Source organism: Nocardiopsis changdeensis (assembly GCF_018316655.1).
GTDB lineage: Bacteria > Actinomycetota > Actinomycetes > Streptosporangiales > Streptosporangiaceae > Nocardiopsis > Nocardiopsis changdeensis.
On the sequence record NZ_CP074136.1, the window covers coordinates 122,674 to 144,773 of the forward strand.

Annotated in this window: 25 protein-coding genes; 11 read left to right on the top strand and 14 right to left on the bottom strand. The window is 72.4% G+C overall.

What is annotated here, in order from left to right; all coding sequences use genetic code 11:
- Positions 1-14: 14 nt before the first annotated feature.
- From KGD84_RS33360 to KGD84_RS33380, 5 genes are all read right to left on the bottom strand, one after another.
- Positions 15-236: a hypothetical protein gene (locus KGD84_RS33360; RefSeq protein ID WP_220565959.1), complete on the bottom strand. Its 222-nt coding sequence runs from the start codon at positions 234-236 to the stop codon at positions 15-17.
- Positions 237-327: 91 nt separating this feature from the next.
- Positions 328-600, bottom strand: coding sequence for a hypothetical protein (locus KGD84_RS33365; RefSeq protein WP_220565960.1), 273 nt, complete (start codon positions 598-600; stop codon positions 328-330).
- Between the two features lie 612 nt (positions 601-1,212).
- Complete coding sequence (locus KGD84_RS33370; RefSeq protein ID WP_220565961.1) at positions 1,213-2,028, bottom strand: hypothetical protein; 816 nt, start codon at positions 2,026-2,028, stop codon at positions 1,213-1,215.
- A 222-nt stretch (positions 2,029-2,250) separates the two neighbouring features.
- Positions 2,251-2,544, bottom strand: a complete 294-nt coding sequence (locus KGD84_RS33375) for a hypothetical protein (protein WP_220565962.1) — start codon at positions 2,542-2,544, stop codon at positions 2,251-2,253.
- A 113-nt stretch (positions 2,545-2,657) separates the two neighbouring features.
- Entirely contained in the window at positions 2,658-2,867 is a 210-nt protein-coding gene (locus tag KGD84_RS33380) for a hypothetical protein (RefSeq protein WP_220565963.1), read from the bottom strand.
- Between the two features lie 300 nt (positions 2,868-3,167).
- Between KGD84_RS33380 and KGD84_RS33385 the strand changes: the two genes are divergently transcribed.
- The 4 genes from KGD84_RS33385 to KGD84_RS33400 all read left to right on the top strand — a co-directional run bounded on the left by KGD84_RS33385 (position 3,168) and on the right by KGD84_RS33400 (position 6,836).
- A complete protein-coding gene (locus KGD84_RS33385; protein ID WP_220565964.1) occupies positions 3,168-3,755 on the top strand; it encodes a hypothetical protein in 588 nt (195 codons plus the stop codon).
- A gap of 159 nt (positions 3,756-3,914) precedes the next feature.
- Positions 3,915-4,682, top strand: coding sequence for a hypothetical protein (locus KGD84_RS33390; RefSeq protein WP_220565965.1), 768 nt, complete (start codon positions 3,915-3,917; stop codon positions 4,680-4,682).
- Positions 4,683-4,737: 55 nt separating this feature from the next.
- Complete coding sequence (locus KGD84_RS33395; protein WP_220565966.1) at positions 4,738-5,457, top strand: hypothetical protein; 720 nt, start codon at positions 4,738-4,740, stop codon at positions 5,455-5,457.
- A 221-nt stretch (positions 5,458-5,678) separates the two neighbouring features.
- Positions 5,679-6,836, top strand: a complete 1,158-nt coding sequence (locus KGD84_RS33400; RefSeq protein ID WP_220565967.1) for a ribonuclease H family protein — start codon at positions 5,679-5,681, stop codon at positions 6,834-6,836.
- A gap of 411 nt (positions 6,837-7,247) precedes the next feature.
- Here KGD84_RS33400 and KGD84_RS33405 read toward each other — a convergent pair whose 3' ends face one another.
- A complete protein-coding gene (locus KGD84_RS33405) occupies positions 7,248-7,652 on the bottom strand; it encodes a RapZ C-terminal domain-containing protein (protein WP_220565968.1) in 405 nt (134 codons plus the stop codon).
- A gap of 156 nt (positions 7,653-7,808) precedes the next feature.
- On the opposite strand from KGD84_RS33405, the gene KGD84_RS33410 reads away from it, so the two are divergent.
- Positions 7,809-8,168: a hypothetical protein gene (locus KGD84_RS33410; protein ID WP_220565969.1), complete on the top strand. Its 360-nt coding sequence runs from the start codon at positions 7,809-7,811 to the stop codon at positions 8,166-8,168.
- Between the two features lie 118 nt (positions 8,169-8,286).
- On the opposite strand, the gene KGD84_RS33415 is transcribed toward KGD84_RS33410, so the two are convergent.
- Both KGD84_RS33415 and KGD84_RS33420 read right to left on the bottom strand, forming a co-directional pair.
- Entirely contained in the window at positions 8,287-8,790 is a 504-nt protein-coding gene (locus KGD84_RS33415; protein ID WP_220565970.1) for a hypothetical protein, read from the bottom strand.
- Positions 8,791-9,044: 254 nt separating this feature from the next.
- Complete coding sequence (locus tag KGD84_RS33420) at positions 9,045-12,404, bottom strand: helix-turn-helix domain-containing protein (protein ID WP_220565971.1); 3,360 nt, start codon at positions 12,402-12,404, stop codon at positions 9,045-9,047.
- Between the two features lie 44 nt (positions 12,405-12,448).
- Here KGD84_RS33420 and KGD84_RS33425 point away from each other — a divergent pair, with 44 nt between their 5' ends.
- Positions 12,449-12,661, top strand: a complete 213-nt coding sequence (locus KGD84_RS33425; protein WP_220565972.1) for a hypothetical protein — start codon at positions 12,449-12,451, stop codon at positions 12,659-12,661.
- A gap of 189 nt (positions 12,662-12,850) precedes the next feature.
- Here KGD84_RS33425 and KGD84_RS33430 read toward each other — a convergent pair whose 3' ends face one another.
- From KGD84_RS33430 to KGD84_RS33680, 6 genes are all read right to left on the bottom strand, one after another.
- Positions 12,851-13,414 (bottom strand): hypothetical protein, encoded by a 564-nt coding sequence (locus KGD84_RS33430; protein ID WP_220565973.1) that lies wholly within the window; start codon positions 13,412-13,414, stop codon positions 12,851-12,853.
- A 237-nt stretch (positions 13,415-13,651) separates the two neighbouring features.
- On the bottom strand, positions 13,652-13,888 hold the full coding sequence (locus KGD84_RS33435) for a hypothetical protein (RefSeq protein WP_220565974.1): 237 nt from the start codon (positions 13,886-13,888) through the stop codon (positions 13,652-13,654).
- The gene (locus KGD84_RS33440) at positions 13,885-14,049 is read right to left on the bottom strand and encodes a hypothetical protein (RefSeq protein WP_220565975.1); all 165 of its coding nucleotides are present in this window, start codon (positions 14,047-14,049) and stop codon (positions 13,885-13,887) included. The genes KGD84_RS33435 and KGD84_RS33440 overlap by 4 nt, the downstream gene beginning before the upstream one ends.
- 186 nt (positions 14,050-14,235) lie before the next feature.
- A complete protein-coding gene (locus tag KGD84_RS33445; protein ID WP_220565976.1) occupies positions 14,236-14,769 on the bottom strand; it encodes a hypothetical protein in 534 nt (177 codons plus the stop codon).
- Positions 14,770-14,824: 55 nt separating this feature from the next.
- Positions 14,825-15,541, bottom strand: a complete 717-nt coding sequence (locus KGD84_RS33450; protein WP_220565977.1) for a hypothetical protein — start codon at positions 15,539-15,541, stop codon at positions 14,825-14,827.
- 173 nt (positions 15,542-15,714) lie between these two features.
- Positions 15,715-18,360, bottom strand: coding sequence for a hypothetical protein (locus KGD84_RS33680; protein WP_220565978.1), 2,646 nt, complete (start codon positions 18,358-18,360; stop codon positions 15,715-15,717).
- 408 nt (positions 18,361-18,768) lie between these two features.
- Here KGD84_RS33680 and KGD84_RS33460 point away from each other — a divergent pair, with 408 nt between their 5' ends.
- From KGD84_RS33460 to KGD84_RS33480, 5 genes are all read left to right on the top strand, one after another.
- Positions 18,769-20,016 carry a hypothetical protein gene (locus tag KGD84_RS33460; RefSeq protein WP_220565979.1) on the top strand — a complete coding sequence of 416 codons (1,248 nt, stop codon included), beginning with the start codon at positions 18,769-18,771 and terminating at the stop codon, positions 20,014-20,016.
- A gap of 15 nt (positions 20,017-20,031) precedes the next feature.
- The gene (locus tag KGD84_RS33465) at positions 20,032-20,409 is read left to right on the top strand and encodes a hypothetical protein (RefSeq protein ID WP_220565980.1); all 378 of its coding nucleotides are present in this window, start codon (positions 20,032-20,034) and stop codon (positions 20,407-20,409) included.
- 175 nt (positions 20,410-20,584) lie between these two features.
- Positions 20,585-21,088, top strand: coding sequence for a hypothetical protein (locus KGD84_RS33470; protein ID WP_220565981.1), 504 nt, complete (start codon positions 20,585-20,587; stop codon positions 21,086-21,088).
- A gap of 66 nt (positions 21,089-21,154) precedes the next feature.
- On the top strand, positions 21,155-21,439 hold the full coding sequence (locus tag KGD84_RS33475; RefSeq protein ID WP_220565982.1) for a hypothetical protein: 285 nt from the start codon (positions 21,155-21,157) through the stop codon (positions 21,437-21,439).
- A 72-nt stretch (positions 21,440-21,511) separates the two neighbouring features.
- Positions 21,512-22,100 (top strand): hypothetical protein (locus tag KGD84_RS33480; RefSeq protein ID WP_260697254.1); only part of this gene is annotated, 589 nt, incomplete at its 3' end.

A 22,100-nucleotide genomic window follows, 5' to 3' on the forward strand; every position in this document is an offset into this window, starting at 1 on the left:
GCGGCCCGGAGGGGTCAGGCCACGTTCTGCGCGATGGCCCCCAAGATGATCATCAGGACCAGCAGCGCCCCGAGGAGAAAACCGAAGTCGCCGGAGGAACCGCCCCGGCCCCGGGAGCCGCCGCCCCGGGACGGAGGGCCGCCGGCGCCGGGACGGGAACGGTAGTGGCCGCGCACGTAGGTGCCGTCCTTGCGCTGGTAGCCGCGGACGCGCTTGCGGGGGGTGTAGTCGGACATCACGGATCTCCTGGTTCTGTGCGAGTGACATGCCGCGGCGGGGCCGGCCCATTCCAGGGCAGGCCCCGCCGTCGTTGGGGAACAGCGGAGGTCAGGGAGCGCTGCGGCGCGTCAGCGCCTTGATCAGCTCCATGCGGTGCGCGGACTGGGAGGGCCAGCAGGCGCGCAGCACCGCCAGCGCGAGGACGAAGACCAGGGCCAGCAGGGCCACGAGCAGCAGGAGGGCCCACGCCCAGGCGGGCAGGGGCGGGATCGTGTCGGCCAGGGCTTGGGCGATGGCGGCGAGGGCGCTCAGTCCCCCGGCGCCGAAGAGCAGGGCGATCAGCCCTCGGGCCCGGCGGCGGACGGTGGAGGGTGCGGACACGTCGACAGGTTCCTCTCGGACAGGCAGGCGGAATCGGACATGGGTGACAGGGGCGCGGCGCGGTGGGCCGTCCCCGGGGTGGATACGCCGACGGCCGATCGCTGCGGATCGGCCGTCGTTCGGTTATGGGTGCGCGTGTTCGTCGGGCCGCCGGTGGGCGGTCGGTGCAGGTCTCCCGGTCGCTGGTCGGTCGGGGGGTCGGGTACGCGGACGGCCCCGACGCGAGGTCGGGGCCGTCCGGCCGCCGGGTCGAGTGCAACGCTCTGACCAGGCAAAACAAGATCAAGATGTGTTTAGGCAAAGCTCCGCTAAGGGCAAGTCAAGAGTAGCTTTGTCGCGTTACCCCTGTCCAGTGGGATGAGCAATCCCAAGGCTCATCGCTGTGTGGCTTAAATCACATAAAAATGGTTGTGCGGGAACCATGCGCGGCGCGAGGGGCTTCCTCGGCCCGGGCGGGGTTCCGGCGCCTGCCTCCCGCGCCGCCCGCACATCCGGTCGGCGCCGGGTTCCCGGCCGGAACAGGGGGTCCCGGGGGCGTGAGCCCCCGGGTACCACCAGTCCCCGGCGATGTGTGTCCCCTAGTTATTGGTCCCGGGGTACCGGAGTGCTCGCCTAGAGGCGCGCGTCCGCGACGGCCTCCGCCACCGCGACCGGTGCCGGCGCCTGCCCGGTCTCGATGTCGTGCGCCGCCAGGGCCAGGTCCGGGCGGTCCCACACCAGCACGGCCACGCCCTGGTTGCGGTGCGGCCGGAGGGCCCAGGCGGGGGTGGTCTTCACCAGCAGCCGCGCCAGCTCGGCCGGGGCGCCGGTCCACCACTGCCGGATGCTCCCACCGCCGGAGATGCGCACGTACCGGGCGCCACCCAGGGTGAACCCGCCCAGCAGCCCGTGGTCGTCACCACCGCGCTCGGAGCGGCAAGCCTGGTGCCAGGTGTAGGCCCGCCACGGCTCGGGCACGGCCGTGGCGGTGTCCAACCCCTGGTCCCATGCGGCTTCCTGCGCCTGCGCCAGCTCGGCCAAGGCGACGGCGGCCGCGGGGGCGAAGCCGGTGACCAGGGGCCGGCGGGGTTCGGCGTCGTGGAGGTCCGGCGGCTCCAGCCAGGTCACGCCCTCGCGGATCGTGGCCGCCAGCGGGGCGAGCACCCCGGTCAGCCACGCCTCCACCGCGGCGGCCGGAGCGGGCGGCAGGGTCAGCCGGAAGTCCTGCAAGAGCGGTTTTCCCGCAGCGGGCGGCTGCGGAAGCGGGTCGGGGCGCAACCGCCCCTCGTCGCCGGCCGACAGGTGTTCGGGCAGCGCCAGGCGCGCGGTGATGCGCTCCCGGGCCAGATCCACCCGGACGATGTGCCCCAGCTCGGGCGGATCGGCCAGCCGGGTCGGGCTGTCGGCGAAGGCGTAGGGCACCAAGGCGGTGTCAAGGGTGAAGGACACGGGTGTCTCCGTTCGAGGGCGTGCGGAACCGGGCCCCGCCCGGGCGCGGGCGGAGCGGGGAGCCCCTCGAAGGGACGATGAGCACCCTTGTGGGTGCGGCCGCACCTCGAAGGTGCGGTGTGTTTCACCGTAGCGGGGCCCGCGGACATCCGGGCGGGCACGGAGATGATCCGCCATGAGCGGAGACGGGGCCGGGTGGGCCGTCGACCGGGGAATGTCCGGTCAACGGCGTGCACACCCGGTCGCCTGGACGAGCACGAGGCCCGGCCACACCGGGAACCCCAGGGTGGCGCCCACGATGGCGCCGGTCACGACGTCGTACACCGTTCCCTGCCCCCACGCTGTGGCCAGGGCGGGCGCCAGGGGGCAGGACACCAGCAGCGCCCACATCGCCACCGGCCCGTTGATGGCGCTGTGCGGAAGCACCCGCTGGTCGGCGAGCGCTCCGTAGGCGATCACCAGGCAGGCCGCCGCGGCCAGGAACACGCCCGCCGGTGCCGGGACTTTGAGCGGCATGGTGTACACGCTGAACCCCGCGCAGGCCAGGGCGATCAGCCACGACCACAACGGGAGCGGCCGCGCGTCGGCGTGGGCCGCATCAGGTACTGGGGGGACGGGGGGCGTCGGTGTCACGGGCGCCGCTCCCGCCACCGCCGGAGGTGGTATCCGACCTGCTGGGCCACCATCAGCGCCAGTCCTGTCGCCATCAGGAGCAGGCTGCCGGTGCCGGGCCCGGTGGAGAGGGCCAGCCAGACGCCCGCCGCCCACGCCAGGGCCGCGCCGAGCAGGACCGTCCGGTCCACGTGAGTCAGCAGCGACTCGGTTCTGTAATTGAGCATGCGCGTACTGTAGCGATCCTGGTGGGAGTGCGCTCCGGCTTCGACGCATTCGCCTCTGCTTGATGATCTCGCACCGAACATGCGGCGCCGCCCCGGTTGCCGCAGGCCCTCGTCGCCGCGCCGGCAGGCCACATCGGGGTGGAGGCGGCCGCGGCGCGGCGGGCCGGAGGGTCCGGGGAAACGTCGGCGCCCCCGTCTACGGTGGTGGTTCAACGGCGCCCGCCGCCGTCCACGTTGATCCACCCGCCCGCCGGACCGCGTCCGGTCGGGCTCTCCTGCGATCGGTGAGGACGGCACCCGATGGACACCGAGGACCTGGAGCAGGTGCGCCGGCACCTGCCCGCACACGTGCACCTGACCCGCCACAGCGCCACCCTGACCGGTTCCCGCCGGGAGGTGGACGTGCTGGTGCTGTGGACCGACCATCCTTATGAGCGGTGCCCGCGCTGCCGCGAACCCCTGCCGCGGACCGCCCCCTGCCCGCTGTACCTCCACGCGGAGGCCGCTGGCGTGGAGGCCGCGGTGGAGGCCGTGAACCGCGAGCACGAGGCGTGCGGCCGGTGGCTGGATGTCGCCTACGCCCACCTGGACACCGATCGCGCCGACGCCGCCGACGTCGCCGAGCTGGCCCGCGACCTGGCCGCCCGGTGGCAGTCCCAGGTCGGGCACTGGCGCCGGGTACGCCGCGGGGAGCTGCGCGAGCTGCTCCAGGACCTGGACACCGCACCCGAGGAGGGCGAGACCCTCCAGGAGGCCCGCGACCGGATCAGCGCGGGTGCCCAGATGGACCCGGGCCCGTACTGGGATGCCGACCGCGGCTGCTGGGCGGCGTGGGACTACGACCCCGGTGACGACGAGCAGATCCTCATCGAGCACGCCCCTTCCTGAGGGCGACCGGTTGCGGGCGGGTGACCCCTGTCACCAGGGGTTTCCGGCGGGCACGGGAACCCCGCGCGGTGAAATCCTGGTAATATAGTGACTGTTGATGCGGAGAATTGGCCTTCTCGCGTCGACAGCGATACGACCGATCCCGACACCAGGAGAACCGTGTACGACGACGTTCCCCGCGAGGCCATCGACCTGATGGCCTTGAACCGGCTCGAATCCATCCCATGGCGCGCACCCCGATTGGAGGGGCTCCGCTCGGCGGTCGCGGTGGTCATCGACGCCGCCGCCCGCCACCAGGGCACCAGCCGCGCCGACGCCCTCGCCCGGATGTGGCCCCGGGCGCTGGAATACGCCTCCCGCTGGCCCACCCCCGCCGAGGGCGACCGGCGGCGGCTCGCGGAGTTCATGGACTGCTACGTCGACCGCCGCCCGCAGGACCACCGCCGGGTGAGGGTCCTGGTGCGCGACCTCGCCCGCCCCCGGACCGGGACGCGACCGGCCCGCGCCCCTCAGGCGCTGGTGCGCCTGCTGGCCGGGGCCCTTCCGTGGCTGCCGCTCCTGCGCGATGCGCGCGAGGTGGCGGACATGGCCGACCTGACCGTCCTGCCCGTCGGGCTGCTGCTGATGGACGCGCTCGCCGAGCGCGGGCTGGACAGCACCATCCACGACGACGGCGGGCGCGCCGTCGAGCACGTCAGCGTGGACACCGAGTCGTGCTCCGGTGTGTACACCCACATCGGCGTGTGCACCCAGGACGAGAACGTCAGCCGCACCCCGGCCGCGAGCGTGAACGTCATCGTGGAGTACCTCGACGCGGACGGCGATGACGAGCAGATGGAGTACGGGGCCTCCCCCGTGACCCTGCGGCACATCGACGTCGTGGCCGACGCGGTCGCCGACCTGGCTCGCACGCCCAGCGCCTCCTGACACCCCAGGGGGCCGCCCGGCGAAGGGCGGCCCCCGCTACCGAGAAAGGGCGCCCATGGAGCGCTCCACCCGCGCACGGGGCCACTTCGGATTGGCGGACCTGGCCGACCGCATCGGCCCCGACGGCCGCCTGCCCGACGACATCGACACCTCGGACCTGGTGCACCAGGTCCTGGCCCGACGCACCCCCGCCGGGGTCTACCTCACCCAGGGAGCACGCACGGACCTGCCCCCGGCGCACCCCGCCCGCCGCAGCGCCCACACCCTGGCGTGGGACTGGGGCAGAGACCCCTACCCCCCGGCCCCGGCCTCCGCGCCCACACCCCAGGACCTGCGCACCTGGCCGCACTACTGGACCACCGGGCCCGGCCGGGCCGTGGCCGCACGGGGTGCGTGCGCCCATCCGGGAACCCGCCGCCCCCGCCTGTGCCCGGTGTGCGAGGAGGCCGCCCACACCCGTGGCGAGGACCCCGGCGACACCACCACCGGCAGCCTGATCCTCGCCGCGCTCACCGCGCACGGTGTGCGCGCCCGGCCCTCCACCGAGGGCGATTGCGTCATGGTGGACCTCGGCGCGGTACGGGTCGAGATCACCGACGCGTTCGGCCCGCGATACGACTACCCGCCGGGTCGGCACCGTGGATTCTGTGCCCAGGTCGTGCACCAGGACGAGCCGTACCGCAACTACCTGGTCTACGCCTCCGCCGACCGCGACGCCGTGCGCGACGCCGACCAGCTGGCCCGCACCGTGGCCAGGGTGAGCGCCAGCCGCTGACCGGCACACCGTGGCGCTCCAGGACCGGCCAGGGTGTCGGCGGCCGTGGGGGTGAGCCCGGCGGCCTGTGACTGGCGGGACGGTGCCTGTGGAGACCGTGGGAACGGTGCTGGACCCGCCGGAGGTGGCCGCCGGGTTGTGCCTCGGGTGTGGGGCCCAACTTCCTGCCGGAGGGGCTGAAACCCCTGCTGTGCAGGGCTTTCCCGCCTAGAATAGACCTCATGGACCCCCAGAACCCGAACCCGCTCCCGGTCGGGGTTGCAGCTGTTGCGGCCCCTGCCGGGTGGGAATGGATCATCGCCACCGAGGGCACCGAACTCCGCGGCACCTTCGATGGCCCCCAGGCCCACCTCGCCGACGACCTTCGTGTCCGTTTCGTGGAGTTCAGCGGGGGGCGGGACGTAGTGCCGGCGTTCGTGGGCTTCGACGCGAACACCACCCCTGAAGTGGCGCAACGCGAGCACCAGGCGCATAGGGACGCTGGCCCCGAGGTGGTGAGGAACAGTGTCCGGATCGCGCGTCAGGCCCAGGTCCGCCTTCACTTCGAGCACCCTCACCGCGTTCCCAAGCACTCCGACCGGCCGCAGACACCGCCGTTCGCGTTCGACCCGGGCCGGATCGGGCAGATCGCTTGTGACGCTTCGGTGTCTACCGGAACCGGTCAAGGGGCATGGGCGGTGACATCCGACGCCGGGTGGTACCAGTGCGGCCTCATCGAAGCGGACCCGGGCTATCTGCCGTCGAACACCGCGGAGTTGATCGCCTTGTACCGGGCGGTGTCTTTTGCCCGTTGCGTTCCTGGTGAGGTCCAGGTGTTCAACGACAACCAGCAGGCCGTCAAGATGGTGCACCTGCTAGAGGGCGGGGCGACCCAGCAAGAGGTGTACGCGCGCTGGCCGGCGCTTTTGCAGCCCCCGGTCGCCGGGCTGTTCGACCTGTTCAGGCACCACCGCTCCCCGTATGTGATGAACGTGGTGTGGTGGCCTCGCAACATCACCCCGGCCATGGAGTGGGCGGACCGTCTTGCGGTGGCGACGAGCAGGGGGGAGATGGCGCCGACCGCTCCGACGATGAACTTGCGGGGTGCCCGGCCGCCGTTCCGCATGGACCTGCCCCGGCTGGTGTTGGAGTTCATCGACTACGCGGAAACGGCCGGGTGGGAGGTCATCGGTGCCGGCATCAGCCCGGCAGGCCCTGGTTCTCCGCTTTCACGGACGGTGAAGGTCCGGAGAGGCGGTGTGCAGATCGTCGGGAAGTGGGAGAGGCGGCGAAAGCAGTGGGAGCCGTGTGTGGTGCAGCGGTACAGCGGGGGGCGGTCCGAGTCGGTGGGGTGGGATGAGGCGTTCGCTGAACTTGCCCAAGGTGGGCTTCGAGCGTGATGCTCGGCTACCCGCAGGGCGGGCGTGAGGGCCTGCTATGTGGGCGATTCGCCGTGGTCTGGAGGATGGTTCGCGGTTTCGCCCCCGACGAGCAGCCCCCGGACACGTAGATCACCAACGACGAGGACCCCGATCGCCAGGACGAGCGAAGCACGCACCGCGCCGCGGTGAGGAGGCCGCCCCTGGCATGGCCAGGGCCCGGGGCAGCATCGCCGGGCTGTAGCGGAGCGGTGCGCCCAGGGAGGGGGCTACTCCGCGCTGGGGGGCGTGTCATCGGCACCGACCTGTACCGACTCCCCCCATGCGTAGGTGAGCTTCCACTGGAGAGCCGCAAGGACGTTCAGGCAGGTCTCCACCGGGCGGCCGCCGCACGGGCGGCCGGGCGTGGTCGCGGCACGCAGGACCTTCACCTCAGCCGGCCAGGACCGGCCGGTGCAGGTCCCGGTGAACGACGTCGACCACCCACCCGGCCGCCCGTGCGGCGACCGCCAGGTGTTCGGCCATGGCGACACTGCGGTGCTTACCGCCCGTACACCCCCAGCCGATCACCGCCGGGCCAGCGCCAACCCGGCGCCGCAGCAGGTCGAGCGCCGCCACCGTGCCCGCGGCCACCTCCAGCGCGCCGGGCGTGGTCAGCACGTGGGCTGCGATCACCGGATCCAAGCCGGTCCGCTGGCGCTGGAGGTCGTCGAGTACGTAGGCCGGATCGTCCAGGAGGGCCCGCAGGTCCCACACCAGCCACATCCCGAGTGGAGCACCGTGCGCGTAGCCGAAGGAGATCATCCGGAGCCGAGGAGGAAGAGAAGAAGCAGGCATACCGCCAGGGTGGCGGTCGGCGCGCCGGTCCCGGCAGGGGTTGCCTGTTGCCCATCGCCGCAGGCAACAGGCAACACCCCGATTTTTGCCCCCCAGGGCCGGGTCCGCTGCGATGATGGTCCGCGACGACGCCCCGACCCCCGAGAGGAACCCCCTGTGTCCGACCTCAGCGACGACCTGCGTAACCTCACCCCCGACCCCGACGACCAGCCTCTGAAAATCGAGGTGGACGAGGCGACCCGCACCGACAACCCCCAGGTCACGTTCCAGACGCTGGCCGAGGAGTTCGCCGAGCACTACCGCAAGATCCTCACCAGGCTCCCCGCGGACCGCAGGGCCGCCCATGAGCAGGGGTGGGAGGAGATCCACCGCAGCACGCTGGTGTACTGGGAGCAGACCAAGTGCAACGGCCACGACCCCGCGACCCTGTACGGATGGGAGACCGTGGCCGCCATGGTCGACATCTCCCAGCACATGCTGAACATCGCCGCAGAGGCTGCCGAGCAGGACGAGTAGGCACACTCACTACCGCGGGCCGCCCTGGAGCACAGGGCGGCCCGCGACGCGGTCGAGGACGTCCGCGCAGTCCGTCACACCGACGCGGCGGCGCCTGGCCCGGCCAGCCGGACACCAGTCAGCGCGGGCGCCGAAGTGCTCCGCGCTCGAACACGCCACGAACCGCCGCCCAGGCGCCGGCCAGGCCGCGCCGCACCGCGCCGGCACGGTGAAGCCCAGGCCCGCCCAGGCTCATGCCGCGGGACCGGGCCAGGTCCGTCAGGGCGTTGACCGCCAACAGCGCGGTGACCTTGTCGATCTGCAACCGGCCCAGCTCCGCCATCTGGACCTGTCCTCCGAGTATGCGGTCGTCGGCTTCATCGAACCGGGCCTGCCAGTGGCCCACCGCCCCCGCGATCACCATCGTGGGCACCGCCGACGGGCCGTCGGCGTCCAGGACACGGCGGGCCTGCACCAGCGCATCGCGCCGCCGCCGACAGCCCACGGCATCGGTGGTTCCGGCGACCAGGGCCGCGACCTGGCCCTGTTCGGCGATGGCGTGATCCAGGTAGCGGGCCAGCGCCGACCGCGCTTCCTCCGCGTACCGGGGGTGGGCGGCCGACAACGTGCTCAGGGAGTCCATGCACGCCACCGTAGAAGACCGGCCTGTGGCCCGGCACCCCAAGAGCGCCTTCTGGCCGCGACCGGACACCAGGCCAGCTCTCCCCCAGTAGGGGCGGACGGGTTCCGTCTGCGTCTGGGGTGTGCTCCCAAGCCTGTGCGCCGACCGCAGGCAGCACGGGTGACATCGTCCGGACCGGTGCGCGTTCGTCGGGCAGCGGCACGGAGGCAGTGCCGCATCAGCACTGTATGGGGCACAACATGATGCCGGAGTCGTCAGGGTCGTGGCCTTGGTTCCTCCCACGTCCACCGCCCCGCGGGGGAGCCGTCCGGATGACGGCCGTAGGGCCACAGCGACGGGGGCGGCACAGCGAGCCCGCCGGCGTCCAGTACTCGCCTCTCGAATTTCGCTGCCGATTGTTCCTGCCCCGTTCGGTGCAGTTCCTCCAATAGAGAGGCGACATCGTGCGCATGGATGTTGGTGTGTACGGCTGCCCGGGCCGCCAGTTCCTCCGCGGCCTGTGCCTGCCCCGTTCGGTGCAGCGCTCCCAGCAGGGAGGCGACGGCGTGCGGGTGGGTGAGGTCAGCATGTGCGGCCGCTCGGGACGCCACTTCCTCCGCGGCCTGTGCCTGCCCCGTTTGGTGAAGTGCGACCAGTAGGCTGCCGGCGGGGGACGGGTTGGTGAGGTCGGCGTGTATGGCTGCCCGGGACGCCAGTTCCTCCAGGGCCTGTTCCTGCCCCATGTCGCGCAGCGCCTTCAACAGGAAGTTGACGGCGACCGGGTCGGTGAGGTTGGCGTGTACGGCGGGGTTGCGTGCCAGCAAGGCAGCCACAGCCTGTCCCTGTCCCGCTCCGTGCAGGTCCCTCAGGAGGGAAGCGACAGCGCTCGGGTCGGTGAGGTCGGCGTGTACGGCTGCTCGGGACGCCAGTTCCTCCATGGCCTGTTCCTGTCCCGTGTGTCGCAGCAACTCCAGTAGGACGCCAACGGCGCCTGGGTCGGTGAGGTCGGCGTGTACAGCTGCCCGGGACGCCAGTTCCTTCGCGGTCCGTGCCTGCCCCAAGTCGCGCAGCTCCCCCACCAGGAAGAACACTTTGCCCGGGTGAGAGAGGTCGGCGTGTACGGCGGGGTTGCGTGCCAACAAGGCAGCCGTGGCCTGCTCCTGCCCTGCGTCGCGCAGCTTCTCCAGTAGGAAGGCGACGGCGCGCGGGTCGGTGAGGTCGACGTGCGCGGCCGCCCGGGACGCCAGTTCCTTCGCGGCCCGTACCTGCCCTGCGTCGCGCAGCCCCTCCACTAGGGAGATGACGGCGCTCGGGTCGGTGAGGTCGGCGTGTACGGCGGGGTTGCGTGCCAACAAGGCAGTCACGGCCTGTCCCTGCCTCATGCGGTGCAGAACCTCCAGCAGGGAGGCGACGGCGTGCGGTTGGGTGAGGTCGGCGTGTACGGCGGGGTTGCGTGCCAACAAGGCAGTCACGGCCTGTCCCTGCCTCATGCGGTGCAGAACCTCCAGCAGGGAGGCGACGGCGCTCGGGTTGGTGAGGTCGGCGTGTACGGCTGCCCGGGACGCCAGTTCCTTCACCGCCTGTTCTTGCCCTGCGTCGCGCAGCTTCTCCAGTAGGAAGGCGACGGCGCTCGGGTTGGTGAGGTCGGCGTGTACGGCTGCCCGGGACGCCAGTTCCTTCACCGCCTGTTCTTGCCCTGCGTCGCGCAGTTTCTTCAGTAGGGAGGCAGCGGCGTACGGTTGGGTGAGGTTGGCGTGTGCGGCCGCCCGGGACGCCAGTTCCTTCACCGCCTGTTCCTGCCCTGCGTTGTGCAGCTTCTCCAGTAGGAAGGCGGCGGTGTCCGGGTCGGTGGGGACGGTGTGCGCCGCGATCCAGCCCGCACCATGCTGGTCGGGATCGGTTTCAGGCAACAGCAGCCTGACGGCCAGAAGCGCGGCCCGGGGGTGACGGGCCAAGATGGCCCGCTGGCTGAGTCGGACTGCGTGCCAGAGCAGGCCGCGATTCCGAGCCGCCTTCACCAGGATGTACAAGTCATCAGGGTCGGTGAGGTGTTCCTCTACGGCGTGCCAGAACGAAGCCGGAGGACACTTCTCCCGACGCGTGTGGTTGGCGTGCTGTTCGAGGTAGTCCTCCAACCGGTACACCGGCCCCTGCGCCGTGGAGGTGGTCTGGTCACTGCGGCGGGTCCGGACCAGCCGCAGCGGGGCCTGCCCGCCGTGCACCACCGTTCCCGCCTCCTCCAGGGCCTGGTCCACCCACTGGTCAGGCAAGGCGTCGAGTTCGTCGTCGGTGAGGTAGCCCTCCGCGGCCTGGACCAGGAAACCCAGGGGCAGGTGCAGGCTCACCCCGAGGCGGCGGGCGTCCATGGCCGCGTTCAAGAGCGCCCTGGCCCCCGGCGAGGCGGTCTCGTAGCGGCGCACGAGTTCGGGAGCCCCGGCCAGCGTCTGCGCCAGACGCCCGTCACGGACGTGCTCCAGGGCGTGGGCGAGTTGGCCATCACCGGATTGGGCGAGCTCTCGGGCGTTGTCGAGCTGGTCGTTGGTGAAAGCGACGGGGACCGTGACCTGCCGGCCCTCCAGCAGGGCCCGGGCCTGGGCATGCGCGTCCTGATGTCCCGGGTCGGGTTGGGCGGTCAGAGCGTCGCAGTACTTCTTCCACAGGGTGCCCAGGACCAGCACCGGACCGCGGGCGGGGTTGGTGAGCAGGACGTGCAGGGCCGCGGCGATCTGTTCACCGAAACGGGGGTGGGCGAGGTAGTGCTGGGACTCGTTGAGCCACACCACCGTGCGCGGACCCACCCGGCCCAGGCCCTCCAGCGCCGCCTCGGCGCGGGTGGGGTCGAAGGGATGCCACAGCCGCCATCCGTGCTCGGCCAGGGGCTGGACCGCTTCCCAGCAGGCGCGGGTCTTGCCGGTGGAGGACAATCCGACCAGCACCACCATGCGACTGGACCCGCCCAGGGCGGCCCGGACGGCGCGGTCCAGGACGTCGTCGTGGTCCCGCCGCACGTATCCGGGCAGCCGTGCCGTGTCGCGTTGGGGCACGCTCACGGTCGCAGCGGGTGAAGTCGGAGGGCTGCCCGCCACGCGCATCTCCAGGTCGTGGGGGTCGCATTCACCGATGGGCCTGCCCGGTGCGGGCCGGGGGGCGGGCGCGGGCGGGTTCGGCGGGGAGATGATGGCCGTGTGGGCCTGGATCACGGTGCTGTGGGAGAGGTCGCCGATGATCGTGTTGGCGGCGTGCGTTGACGGGTCCGGAGCAGGGAGGTCCGGCGGGGCCGACCCGGGGGCGGCCACCGCCCCGACCTGGCCAGGCGGATCCGCGGCCTTGCGGCGTAGCTCCAGCAGGGGCCCGGGCTCCAGGCCCAGGGCCCGGGCCAGCGCCGTGATGGTCTCCTTCGTGGGCAGCGGCCCGGTGCCATTGAGCGCGTTGCTGACCGTGGTCCGGCTCAACCCAGCGCGGGCGCGCAGTTGTTCCTTGGTCAGCCCCGACCGAAGGCGGGCGGTGTCCAGGCGCTCACTCAGTTCCTCCCGAGGGCCGGCCTGGTCCACATCGCCTCCCGTCGCGACCGCCTCATATGTGCGTCGGTGTTCATCTTTGTCCAGGCGGTCACCGGCGGCCACCCCTTCGGCCACATTCGATCCCGTCGACTGGACACCGATGACGGAGGAGAACCGACATGTCCGCGTGGATCGTATCCCTGGCTTTGTCCGGTGCCGTGGTCACGGTCGTGGCCGTACTGGCCGGGGCCGGCGCCGCCTACCTGGCCCGCCGCGACGGCGCCACCTACCCCAAGGCCATCCGCCACGCCGCGGCGACGCTGGCCGCCACCCTCACCCTGGCCGCGGTCCTGGCCACGGCCCTGGCCGCACTGGTCACCCTGCTCCGGTGACCACCGTCCTCTTCAAGGGGGCCTCACCGACGCGAGGGCGCCGCACGGGGACACCCCGGCGGCGCCCCGACTCGTGCGCACCAGTCACCCCCTGTGCGAACACAGGGATCGACCAGTGTCTTCGCCCCCACGTCGGAGCCTGCGCCGGGAATCATGGGGCTCCCCGATTGCTGGGCCCTGCACCGAGCGCTAACGTCCGCACACCGACTCGTCGGCGCCGGTGGCCACAGCCCCGGCCGGGAGCCCGGCCGTGCGCACCGGGCGCGGGAGCATCTCCACCAGCAGCGCCTGAGCCCCGAGTGCGCGCGGCGCATCGCGCCGGTACGCGGCGGTGAGCGGGATCCCGTAGTAGGCCGTCCCGGGTTCGGGCCAGGTCGGATCCAGTGCCGCCCCGTCCGACAGCCGCCCGGCCCAGGCGTGCGGAAACGCCCAGGTGCTCCCTGCGAACGGCGTGGCATAGCCCTCCACGTACACCAGCCCGTCCACGGCATCGGCCAAGTGGGCGGCGAACTCATAGCAGTGCCCGGGGTACCCGCGCCAGTCCTCCAGGTCCTCGGGCAGCGGTACCGGTCTCCACGCCCGGCCCTGGTCCAGCACCAGGGCCTGCGCGGACCCGTACCGCTCCCCCACCGCCGCCGGATGGAGGTCGGCGATCTGACCGATCGACGCGAGCAGGGACCGGCCGATGTCGCCCAGCTCCCCGGCCGGCGCGCCGCCGGGGTCCGGCGCCGAGGCCGTCACCGGGCCGGACACCGGTTCTCGGCAATGCGGTGCGTGTGCAGGCCGCACCCGGCGCCACCGGGGCCCCGGAGATAGTCCTCCGCGGCCGCCGTCGCCCTGGCGAACGCCTCTGCCAGCCCCGGAGGCACATCACCGGCGGCGTGCAGTACGGCCACAGACCGAGGCAGCCCCGGCCGCAGCCGAACAGGCACGCCGTCCAGCGGAGAGGGCAGATCGCGAGATGCGTCACGGGGCGTCGGTGAAGCAGTCTCAAACATCAGAGTCCTCCCTTTCCGGGCGGTAGAGACCGCGGAGGTCCCACAGGGTGACGAACAGGTACCAGCCGACGAACACCAGGAACGCGGCACCCAGCACCATCAGGGCGATCCCGGAGACGACCGGGGCCAAGCGCACGGCCAGGAGGAACCCCAGGCCGATCGCCCCGCCCAGGCCGGACCACAGCCAGGGATGGCGGTGCAGAACGGACAGCAGGCGGTCGGTGCTCACTGGCCGTTCTCCTTTTCCGTGTCCGGCGGGGCCAGGAGAGGTAGCGGCCGGTCGTCGTCGGAGACGTCGACCAGCGGGCCGCTGGTCACGGTCACGCTCGTCTTCTCGAGGCTGCCGCGCTGTACAGCGGCGAAGCGGCGGGGGGTCTCGTCTGTGCTCATCCGTCCATTCTCCGCTCAGGTGCCGGCACAGGGGAGGTCTTCCCCGGAGCCGTTCTCACCGGTCTTCTCGTCGTTGGTCGTGTCGCAGTGGGGCGGACCGGCCCGTTGGGGTCACCGGGCGTCCTCTCCGGCCGACTCCGGACGATAGCTGTGGGCTTCGCGCGAGCACGTCCAGCACCACCCGGTTCATCCCGTCCACCCCCGCCCCGGGGTGTAGGTGGCGCCCGGGGGCATCCCGAGCTGTTCGCGCTGGAACCGGCCATGCCGCCACAGGTACACGAGCCAGTCGGGCACCTCCCGCCAGTTCTCGCCCGGTTCGGGCAGCCGCGGCAGCGCCGGGATCGGCTGCGTGAAGTGCGCGGCGTCGCGCTCGGCCGAGTAGGGCCGCCACTCCACCGCGCAGGCGTCCACCGCGTCGGGGGTGTCGTGCTTGACGCACCGCTGCTCACGCCAGGCCCGCAGCGCGTCCGTGCTGCCGCCCATCTGGTACACGCCGATCATCCCGGCGGTGGACCAGCGCACGTCCAGGCCGCCGTTGATACGGTCGCGCCGGCCGTCCATCACGTGGTTGCGGCACCGGCGTCCGGCCTGAGTGCGGCCCACGCACTGCAAGCGGACGGAGGGCACCACGAGCCACTCGTCCTTGTACGGGTCGTCCTGGCGGGGGATCTCCACCAGGTGCGGACCGTGGGCTTCCTCGTGGGGGTCATGGAACTTCACAGGATTCGTTTCCTCGTCCGAAGGGTCGTGTTCCCGGGGTAGGTCGAAGATGGGGTCACAGCGGGGGGAGCTGGTTGACGAAGTAGCCGATCACCCCACCGAGGAGGAGAGAGATTCCCCCCGTGATGGTATTGGAAATGTACGTCACCCGATGCTTCTCCCAATGCGTGGGCCGCGTCGACCGGGGTGCGTTGATGATGCGTGCCCCTACGGGAAGCTTCGCGGCCCGGAACATGTAAGAGGTGATGGTGCTTATTAGCGCCGAGAAGATCAAAGCGGACGAAGCTGCTGTAATGAATACCTGGGCTGGTGGTGCGTCCTCTTGTGTCAAGAAGTAAAAAAGGATCACCATGGCCAAGAGGCATAGTGCCACGGGGCCAGCCAGCCCGTAGAGGAGCGCCTGCTGCCGCACCCTTGTCATCGGTTTCCCCCTGCGCTCTGCACAGGCGTCCAGGATCCTCTGGGCGGTGCCCAGTGCTGCGTCGTCCGGGTTGACGATGTGGATTTTCGCCTCCCCGGGATCCAGGGTAACCGTCAAAGAAGTCTTCCCCCTCTCGCTTTTCATGGTGAGGGAATTGATCTCCTCCCTGTCATAATCCTTGAAATCGGAAGGCAGTTCACCCTTGCTTCCCGCGTCGTCGTGAAAGTCGATCTCTAGTGTGTCGAACGAGCCGTGGATGATTGTCGCGATGTCCACGAGTTCCTCTTGGAAGAGGACGATGGGGCCGAGGTCGAAGGATTTAGTGGGATCCTTTGATCGAGTGATCGGCATCTGCGAGATCCTTGGGGGTCGTAGTAGAGGTTCTCCAGCGATCAGTTTGCCGGGGGTGGCTCGCTGCTGCTTTCACCGGGCCGTAGCCGGGCGGAGGCTCCCGCCGGCGTTCAGTGCGACATAGAGGGTGTCGCCCAGGGCGCCGGCGGGAGGTGCGGTGACGGTCCCCTCTCCTACTGGTTGTCGTAGGCATGGGCGAGGGCGCGCAGCGCTTCGGCGACCTGCGGGTACTTGTTGATCGGGGGCCGGTTGGGGCGAAGGGCCATCACCCCCCTCAGGGCGCCGCTGATGGTGGCCTGGTGCCCGGTCTCCACGACCTGCACCAGGTGGTGGAGCGCCCTGTAGGTGTTCGCCCACCCCAGGTCGCCGCTGCCCAGGTGCGGGGCGGCGGCCGTGATGAGCCGTCCCACCGCCACGGCCAGCTCTGGCGCCGAGGGCAGCGTCCGGGCTGCGGCGTCCTGCCATGTCTGCTCCGGATCGCCCAGGTCCCCCAGATCCAACCCCAGCTCCCCCGGGACGGGGCCGGGGTTGTCGGCGCGCCAGCGTTTCCAGGCCGCCGCCAGCGTCTCCCACGCCAGGGTGAGCGCACCAGGGTCGTCGGCGGGCAGGTCGATCTCCTCCAGAGCCGCCACCTGGTCCAGGGCCTCGGGCAGCTCATCGGCCAAAGCGGCGTCCAAGTCGGCGAACAGCGCGTGGAAGGCCGGTGCGGCCGCCACCGGGGCGTGCCCGGGAGCGTCGGCGGCCAGCAGCCCGACCCGGGCGGCCCGAATGAGGCCGCCCAGGTGGCGGGCCACGTCCTCGGGCAGGCCGGCGTCGGCGACCAGCATGGGCACGTTGACCGGGGCCTCCAGGTGCCGGGCGTGGGTCTGAAGCTCCAGCACCAGCTCCCCCCACTCCGGGAGCCCGTACGCGTCCAGGTGCGGCAGGGCGTGCAGCAGCGTCCGCATCCGCCGCGGATCCCTGCTGGTCAAGGCGGGATCGACCGCCGCCAGGGCGTGGCGCAGCACGCCGTCGCGCTGGCGGCGCGCGGCCAGGTGCGCGGCGGTGGCGAAGCGGCCCACGGATGCGGCCAGCGCGGTGGCCGCCGCGCGGGTCAGCCCGCCCCGGTGCAGGGCCAGACCGTACCCGGACAGTCCTGCCCCCTTACCGTCCTCGGGTTCGGACCCGGCGGGGGGTTCGGTGGGGCCGGTGGCGATCCGGTGCAGCACCTGCCAGGCGCGGGCGGTGTCCGGTTCACGGATGAGCTGCGCGACGGCGGGTCCGTTCACCGCGGACAGTGAACGCACCACCCGGCCCAGGGCCGCGGCGTTCCCGGTGCGGTAGGCGTCGATGAGTGCGCCCAGCCCCTCGCCCAGGGGGTGGCCGATCCCGGAGCGCACCAGCGCGGGAAGGACGTCGCGGTCGCACAGCTGCGCCAGGGGTTCGGCGGCGGCCGTGGGCAGTCCGGCGGCCGCCACCAGGTCCGGGCGCGGGGTGAGCGGCCCCCAGTTGCGCCACGCGCGCTCCCACAGCCGCTCCCCGGCCGTGCCGAGGAGGCGTGCGCGCTCGGCGTCGCCGAGTGCGGCCACGGCCGCCAGCGGCTTCTCCAGCAGGGTGGGGGCGCCGGTGTCGATGGCATTGGCCAGGGCGTCCAGCGCGTTCGCGGCGGTGCCGGGCTCCAGCTCGGACGGCACCTGGCGGATGTGCCCGGCCAGGGCCAGCAGGTTCTGCACCGCGTCCCATTCTGACCGCGTGGGGGTGCTCCGGGGGGTGCCGCCGCTGCCGGGCGGCACGGTGGCCGGCAGCGGTGCGCTGTCGGCGTCCCAGGCCCGGTGCGCCTGCTGCCACAGCCGCTCCCCGTCCTCGCCCAGAGCGCGGGTCCGCTCTGCGGCATCCAGGCCGGCCACGGTCGCCATCGCCTGGTCCACCAGGTCCGGGACACCGACGTGAAGCGCCTGCCCCAGGTCGCGCAGTGCCCTGGCGACCGGCCCCGGGGCCAGGACGGGCAGCAGCACGTGGATCCGCTCGTACAGCTCCACCAGCGGGTGCACCGGCCTGTCGGCGGCGCCCGGTGCGGCCGCGGGCGGGGCGTCCAGGGCGGCGACCGCGGTGTCGGAGGCCAGGGCCCACGGGCTGTCCCGGACGGCCTCGCGCAGGATGTCCAGAAGGTCGGCGCGGGTGCCGGGCCGCACCCCGGCGAACTCGGTCAGGGCCTTGTGGGCGCCGTCGTTCTTGGGGTGGCGGGCCGCGGCCGCGGTCACCGCGGCCAGGGCCGGGTCGGTGAGCCAGTGGCCCACCAGGTGGGGGGTCTCCTCCAGGGTGGCGGTGAGCAGGACCGCGCCCAGCAGCCGGGCGGCCGCGTGGGCGAGGTAGGGGCCGGGCGGGTCGGCGATGGCGGCGATGAGGTCGCTGGCGCGGGAGATGTGGGCGCCCAGGGTAGGGGGCAGGGGGGCGGTGTAGTCGGGGTGGCGGGCCGCGGCGCGGTCGAACTTGTCGCGGGCGCCGTCGGCGGTGAGCCCCAGGGCTTTGCCGATGCGGGGCCAGGACCAGCCGCGGCTGCGGGCGGCGCCGATGGCCATGAGGGCGGCCCGGTCCACGGCGGCCTCGGCGGGGGTGATGCCGCGCAGGAGCCGGGTCAGGTCGGGGTCGGTGGTGTCGGGGGCGGGGCGGCCGCCGGTGGCCTCCAGCGCGTCGGCGGCCGCCAGCAGGGCGCGGGCCGCTTCCGGCGACGGCGGGCCGGGGGTGCGCCCCGCAGAAGACTGTGCGGTGCTCGGACCCCGGTGCGCGGACCCGGGGGCGGGCTCCACAGGCACGGTGCAGGTGGTCGGCTTCGTACTCATGGGGGCGAAGCTACACGCCTCAGGCCGGTGACCGCAGGCGAACGCCGCATTCGGATCGCCTGGTTTCCACCCCGCAGGGCCGAAGCCGGGGCCGAACACCGGATGCCCCATGCGGGGGATCACCCTGGTTCGAGGATGCGGGGGTTTCCCCCGCCCGCGCATAACTGGCCTTATGCGCCACCGTCCATGATGGACGATCCTCATTTCTCAGAAAACTTTCGGGAAGCAAGCTACGATCACCTGTGACAGACGGGGCCGGTTTTCGCGGGTGGGCATGTCTGACCTGTGAGCACCCCCGAACCGTGACCCCAGAACCACGACCGTCCATGAGGAGTCCCCGATGGGCCCGACCGACCCCGCGCGCTCGCCCGCAGCGCGCACCGACCGCATCCACCGAGGGGGGCGCCGATGAGCCGGCTCCTCACCGCCCCCGACGGCGCCGTGTGGGCCGAACAGGTCCTCACCGCCCGCTACCCCGAGCTGGAGGCGCAGGCGCACGGCATCGCCTCGGTGTTCGCCGTCCTGGCCGTCTCCAGGCTCGCCGCGGATGTCACCCTGCGCCAGCTCGGCGTGGACGGCGTGGAGCCGCTCACCCCCGACCAGGCCCGCGCCGGCCTGGTCCTGGTCGAGGACGCCACCCGCGCCCCGCGCTTCGCCGAGCTGCTCCTGGCCCACAGCGCCCACGCCCTCGGAATGACGTGGGAGGAGATCGCCGTGGTGCGCCGCAAGACCAGCGGCTCCAGCTACCGCAAGCGCCTGGACCGCATCCAGGCCGAGTTCTTCATCCCCACCTACGAGCTGCCCGCCCGCCCGGTACTGGGCGAGTACGGCAAGCACGCCAAGGCCCTGCTACAGGAGGCGCTCGAGGGCCGCCTGGTGAACCCCCACCAGAACGCGGCGGCCGCCGACCTGCTCGCCGCCCTGCTGTTCGTCCGCACCGAGGCGGGCCAACCCGCGCAGGCGCTGCGGACCTGGCTGGAGACCGCGAACCTGGCCCCCGCCCTGGAGGCCCTGGAGGACCTGGCCACCGACCAGGCCCGCGCCGCCCAGGACCTGCTCACCGCGCACACCACCGGTGACCAGCACTTCCGCGCCTCCGTCGAGAGCCTCGTCGTCCTGGCCCTGTCCCACCTGCCCGACCCGGAGCACCCCATGTCCACAGACCCCCGCGCCCAGCCCCCCGGCTCCCCCGCACTGGTCCTTCTGTCCCAGGCCGCCCGCACCTTCCTGGCCTGGTGGCTGGAGGAGGACGACCCCGACACCGCCCGGACCATCAAGCAGCGCGGGACGGCGCGACTGGACGCCGAGCGCATCGACGCCCTGCTGGAGGAGCTGAAAACCCCGGACAACGTCGCCGGCCACGAGGAGGCCGTGCAGGACCTGCTGCGCGCGCGGGGGGAGCTGGCCGAACTGGACGCCGCTCGCACCGACATCGCCCGCATGCGCGAGATCGGTTGGGAGGGCTTCCAACGCGAGGTCGAGGACGCCCAGGCCGCCGCCGGAGACATGTACCCCGACGGGTTCGGCCGCCTCTGCGACGCGCTGGGGCTGACCGGGGTCTACCGGGAGGCCGGCTTGACGGACGACCCCACCGAGGACGACGTGCAGCGGCGCGCCCGCGCCTTCGGCCTGTCGCCCACCGTGTACCCGCGCTGACGGGAGGAAGCCCTCATGGAATTCGCTGACCTGTGGCGCAGGCTCACCGGCCGCGGCGCACGCACGGGACCCGATGAGGCCGCCGACCCGTGGCGGTCCCCGGAGGGGGCCCGGCTGCTCGGGCGCCTGCACCGGGCCAACCCCGGCCTGGCCGCCGGGGTCGAACGAGGGCGTGAGCGGCGGGGAGAACCGGCGCCCGCACCGGAGCCGGGGGCCGTCGCCGCACCGGAGCCGGGCGGTCCCCTGCACGCCCACGAGGTGACCCCCGACGATGCCGCCTGGATGCGCAGGATGGCGCACGCCCACTTCGCAGACGATGCGGTGGTCATGCTGCCCTCGGGGCGGACGGTCAGCGGCGCGGAGGTGCGCCGGTGGATCCAGGAGCAGGGCTGACGGTGTGAGCCCTGCGCCGGGCCGGTCCGCCCGGCGCAGGGAACCGGCACGAGATCCGAGATCGTCAAAGTGACGGTCTTAAAATTTTCTCGTCAAAGTGACGACATCACGCTAGATCCGCGCTATGATGGTTACATCAGAGATCGTCAAAGCGACGAGAAACGGAGTGGTCGTCATGGTGGCAACCCGCCGGGTGGGTCCCGGGCAGAACCCGTACCTGTCCCCGGAGGACGTGCGGACCGAACTCGCGGCCGAGGTCGAGGCGCTCCCTGCCGTCGAACTGCTGGCCCAGATCCTCGCCGCCCTGGAGCCCACCGACGTCCCCGCGAACGCCACCGTGGCCCTGGCCCCCACCCGCACGAGCGTCGCCGTCGGCGGCCGTATCGGCGACGACGACCGGGAACTGACCGTGGCCGTCATCGGGGAGGGTTACGACCACTACCCCCGCACCCCCGCCGAGTCTGCCGCCCCCCGCGCGGACCGGCCGCTGCCCCTGGACGAGGTCGCCGCCCACGTGGACCCCGCCGACGGGGACTATGTCCTGTTGCTGGAGATCCTGCGCGCCCTGGCCGCCGTCGACCCCCAGATGAGCGTGGAGGCCATCGCCCCCGCCTACTGGGGGCCCGAGGTCATCGTTCGCACCCCGGGCGGCGACCGGCTCACCATCGCCACCGGCTGACCACCCACCCCGGGGCCGCCGCCCCGTCCTGGCGGCGGCCCCACCACACCGAGAACGGAGCACACCGTGGACCACCGCAAGGAAGCCCCCCGCACCAGCGCCGAGGACGTCGCCGAGCTGCTGGCCGCCATGTTCGCCGAGTACCCCATGAGCGACGGCCCCAAGACGACCATCGCCCTGACCGGCCCCGACGGCAAGACCCACAAGGCCGAGGCTGACCCCGAACAGCTCGGATGGCTCGGCAACCAGATCCAGGCCGGGCACGCCGACGCCGACCGCTCCCACTACGACCACCCCGACCACGGCGTGTGCGCCCACTGCGGACAGCACGAGGACGCCGTGCAGATCTGACCACCCACCCAAGGGCCGCCCCGACCCGTCCACGGGGCGGCCCTCCCCGATCACCACCCCGACAGGAACACCGTGACCAGAGACCGCCTCACCGCCGACGACGCCGTGCGCATCCTGACCGCCCGCTACCCCGACCTTCCCGCCCAGGCCGGAACCGGCACCCCGCACACGTTCGCCGCGCTCGCCGTCGCCCGCGTGGCCGCCGACCTCAGTCGCGGGCCCGCCGACGGGTACGCCGCCGCGCCCGTGACCCGCCAGGAACTGGACGCCGCCACCGTGCTGATCAGCGACGCCCACACCGGCATCGAGCACGCCGAGGTGATCATCACCGCCGCCCAGTACGCCCACGACGGCGTTTCCTGGGACGACCTCGCCGCCCTGCGCGGCCACGCCGGGGGAGCCAGCACCCAGAAGCGCCAGAGCAGGCTGATCGAGCGGCTCGGCGTCCCGGACACCGTGCTGCCCGTGGCCCCGACCCTGCCCGCGCACACCAAGCGCGCCCGCGCCCTGGTCGAGGCAGCCACCGCCGAGGAGCCCACCAGCCCCTACCTGGCGGCCCAGGCCGCCGACGTGCTCGGCGCGCTGCTTCTGGCCGCCCGGTACGACCAGGCCACCGGCGCCGACCTGCGCGCCTGGACCGAAGACCCCACGTTCACCGGAG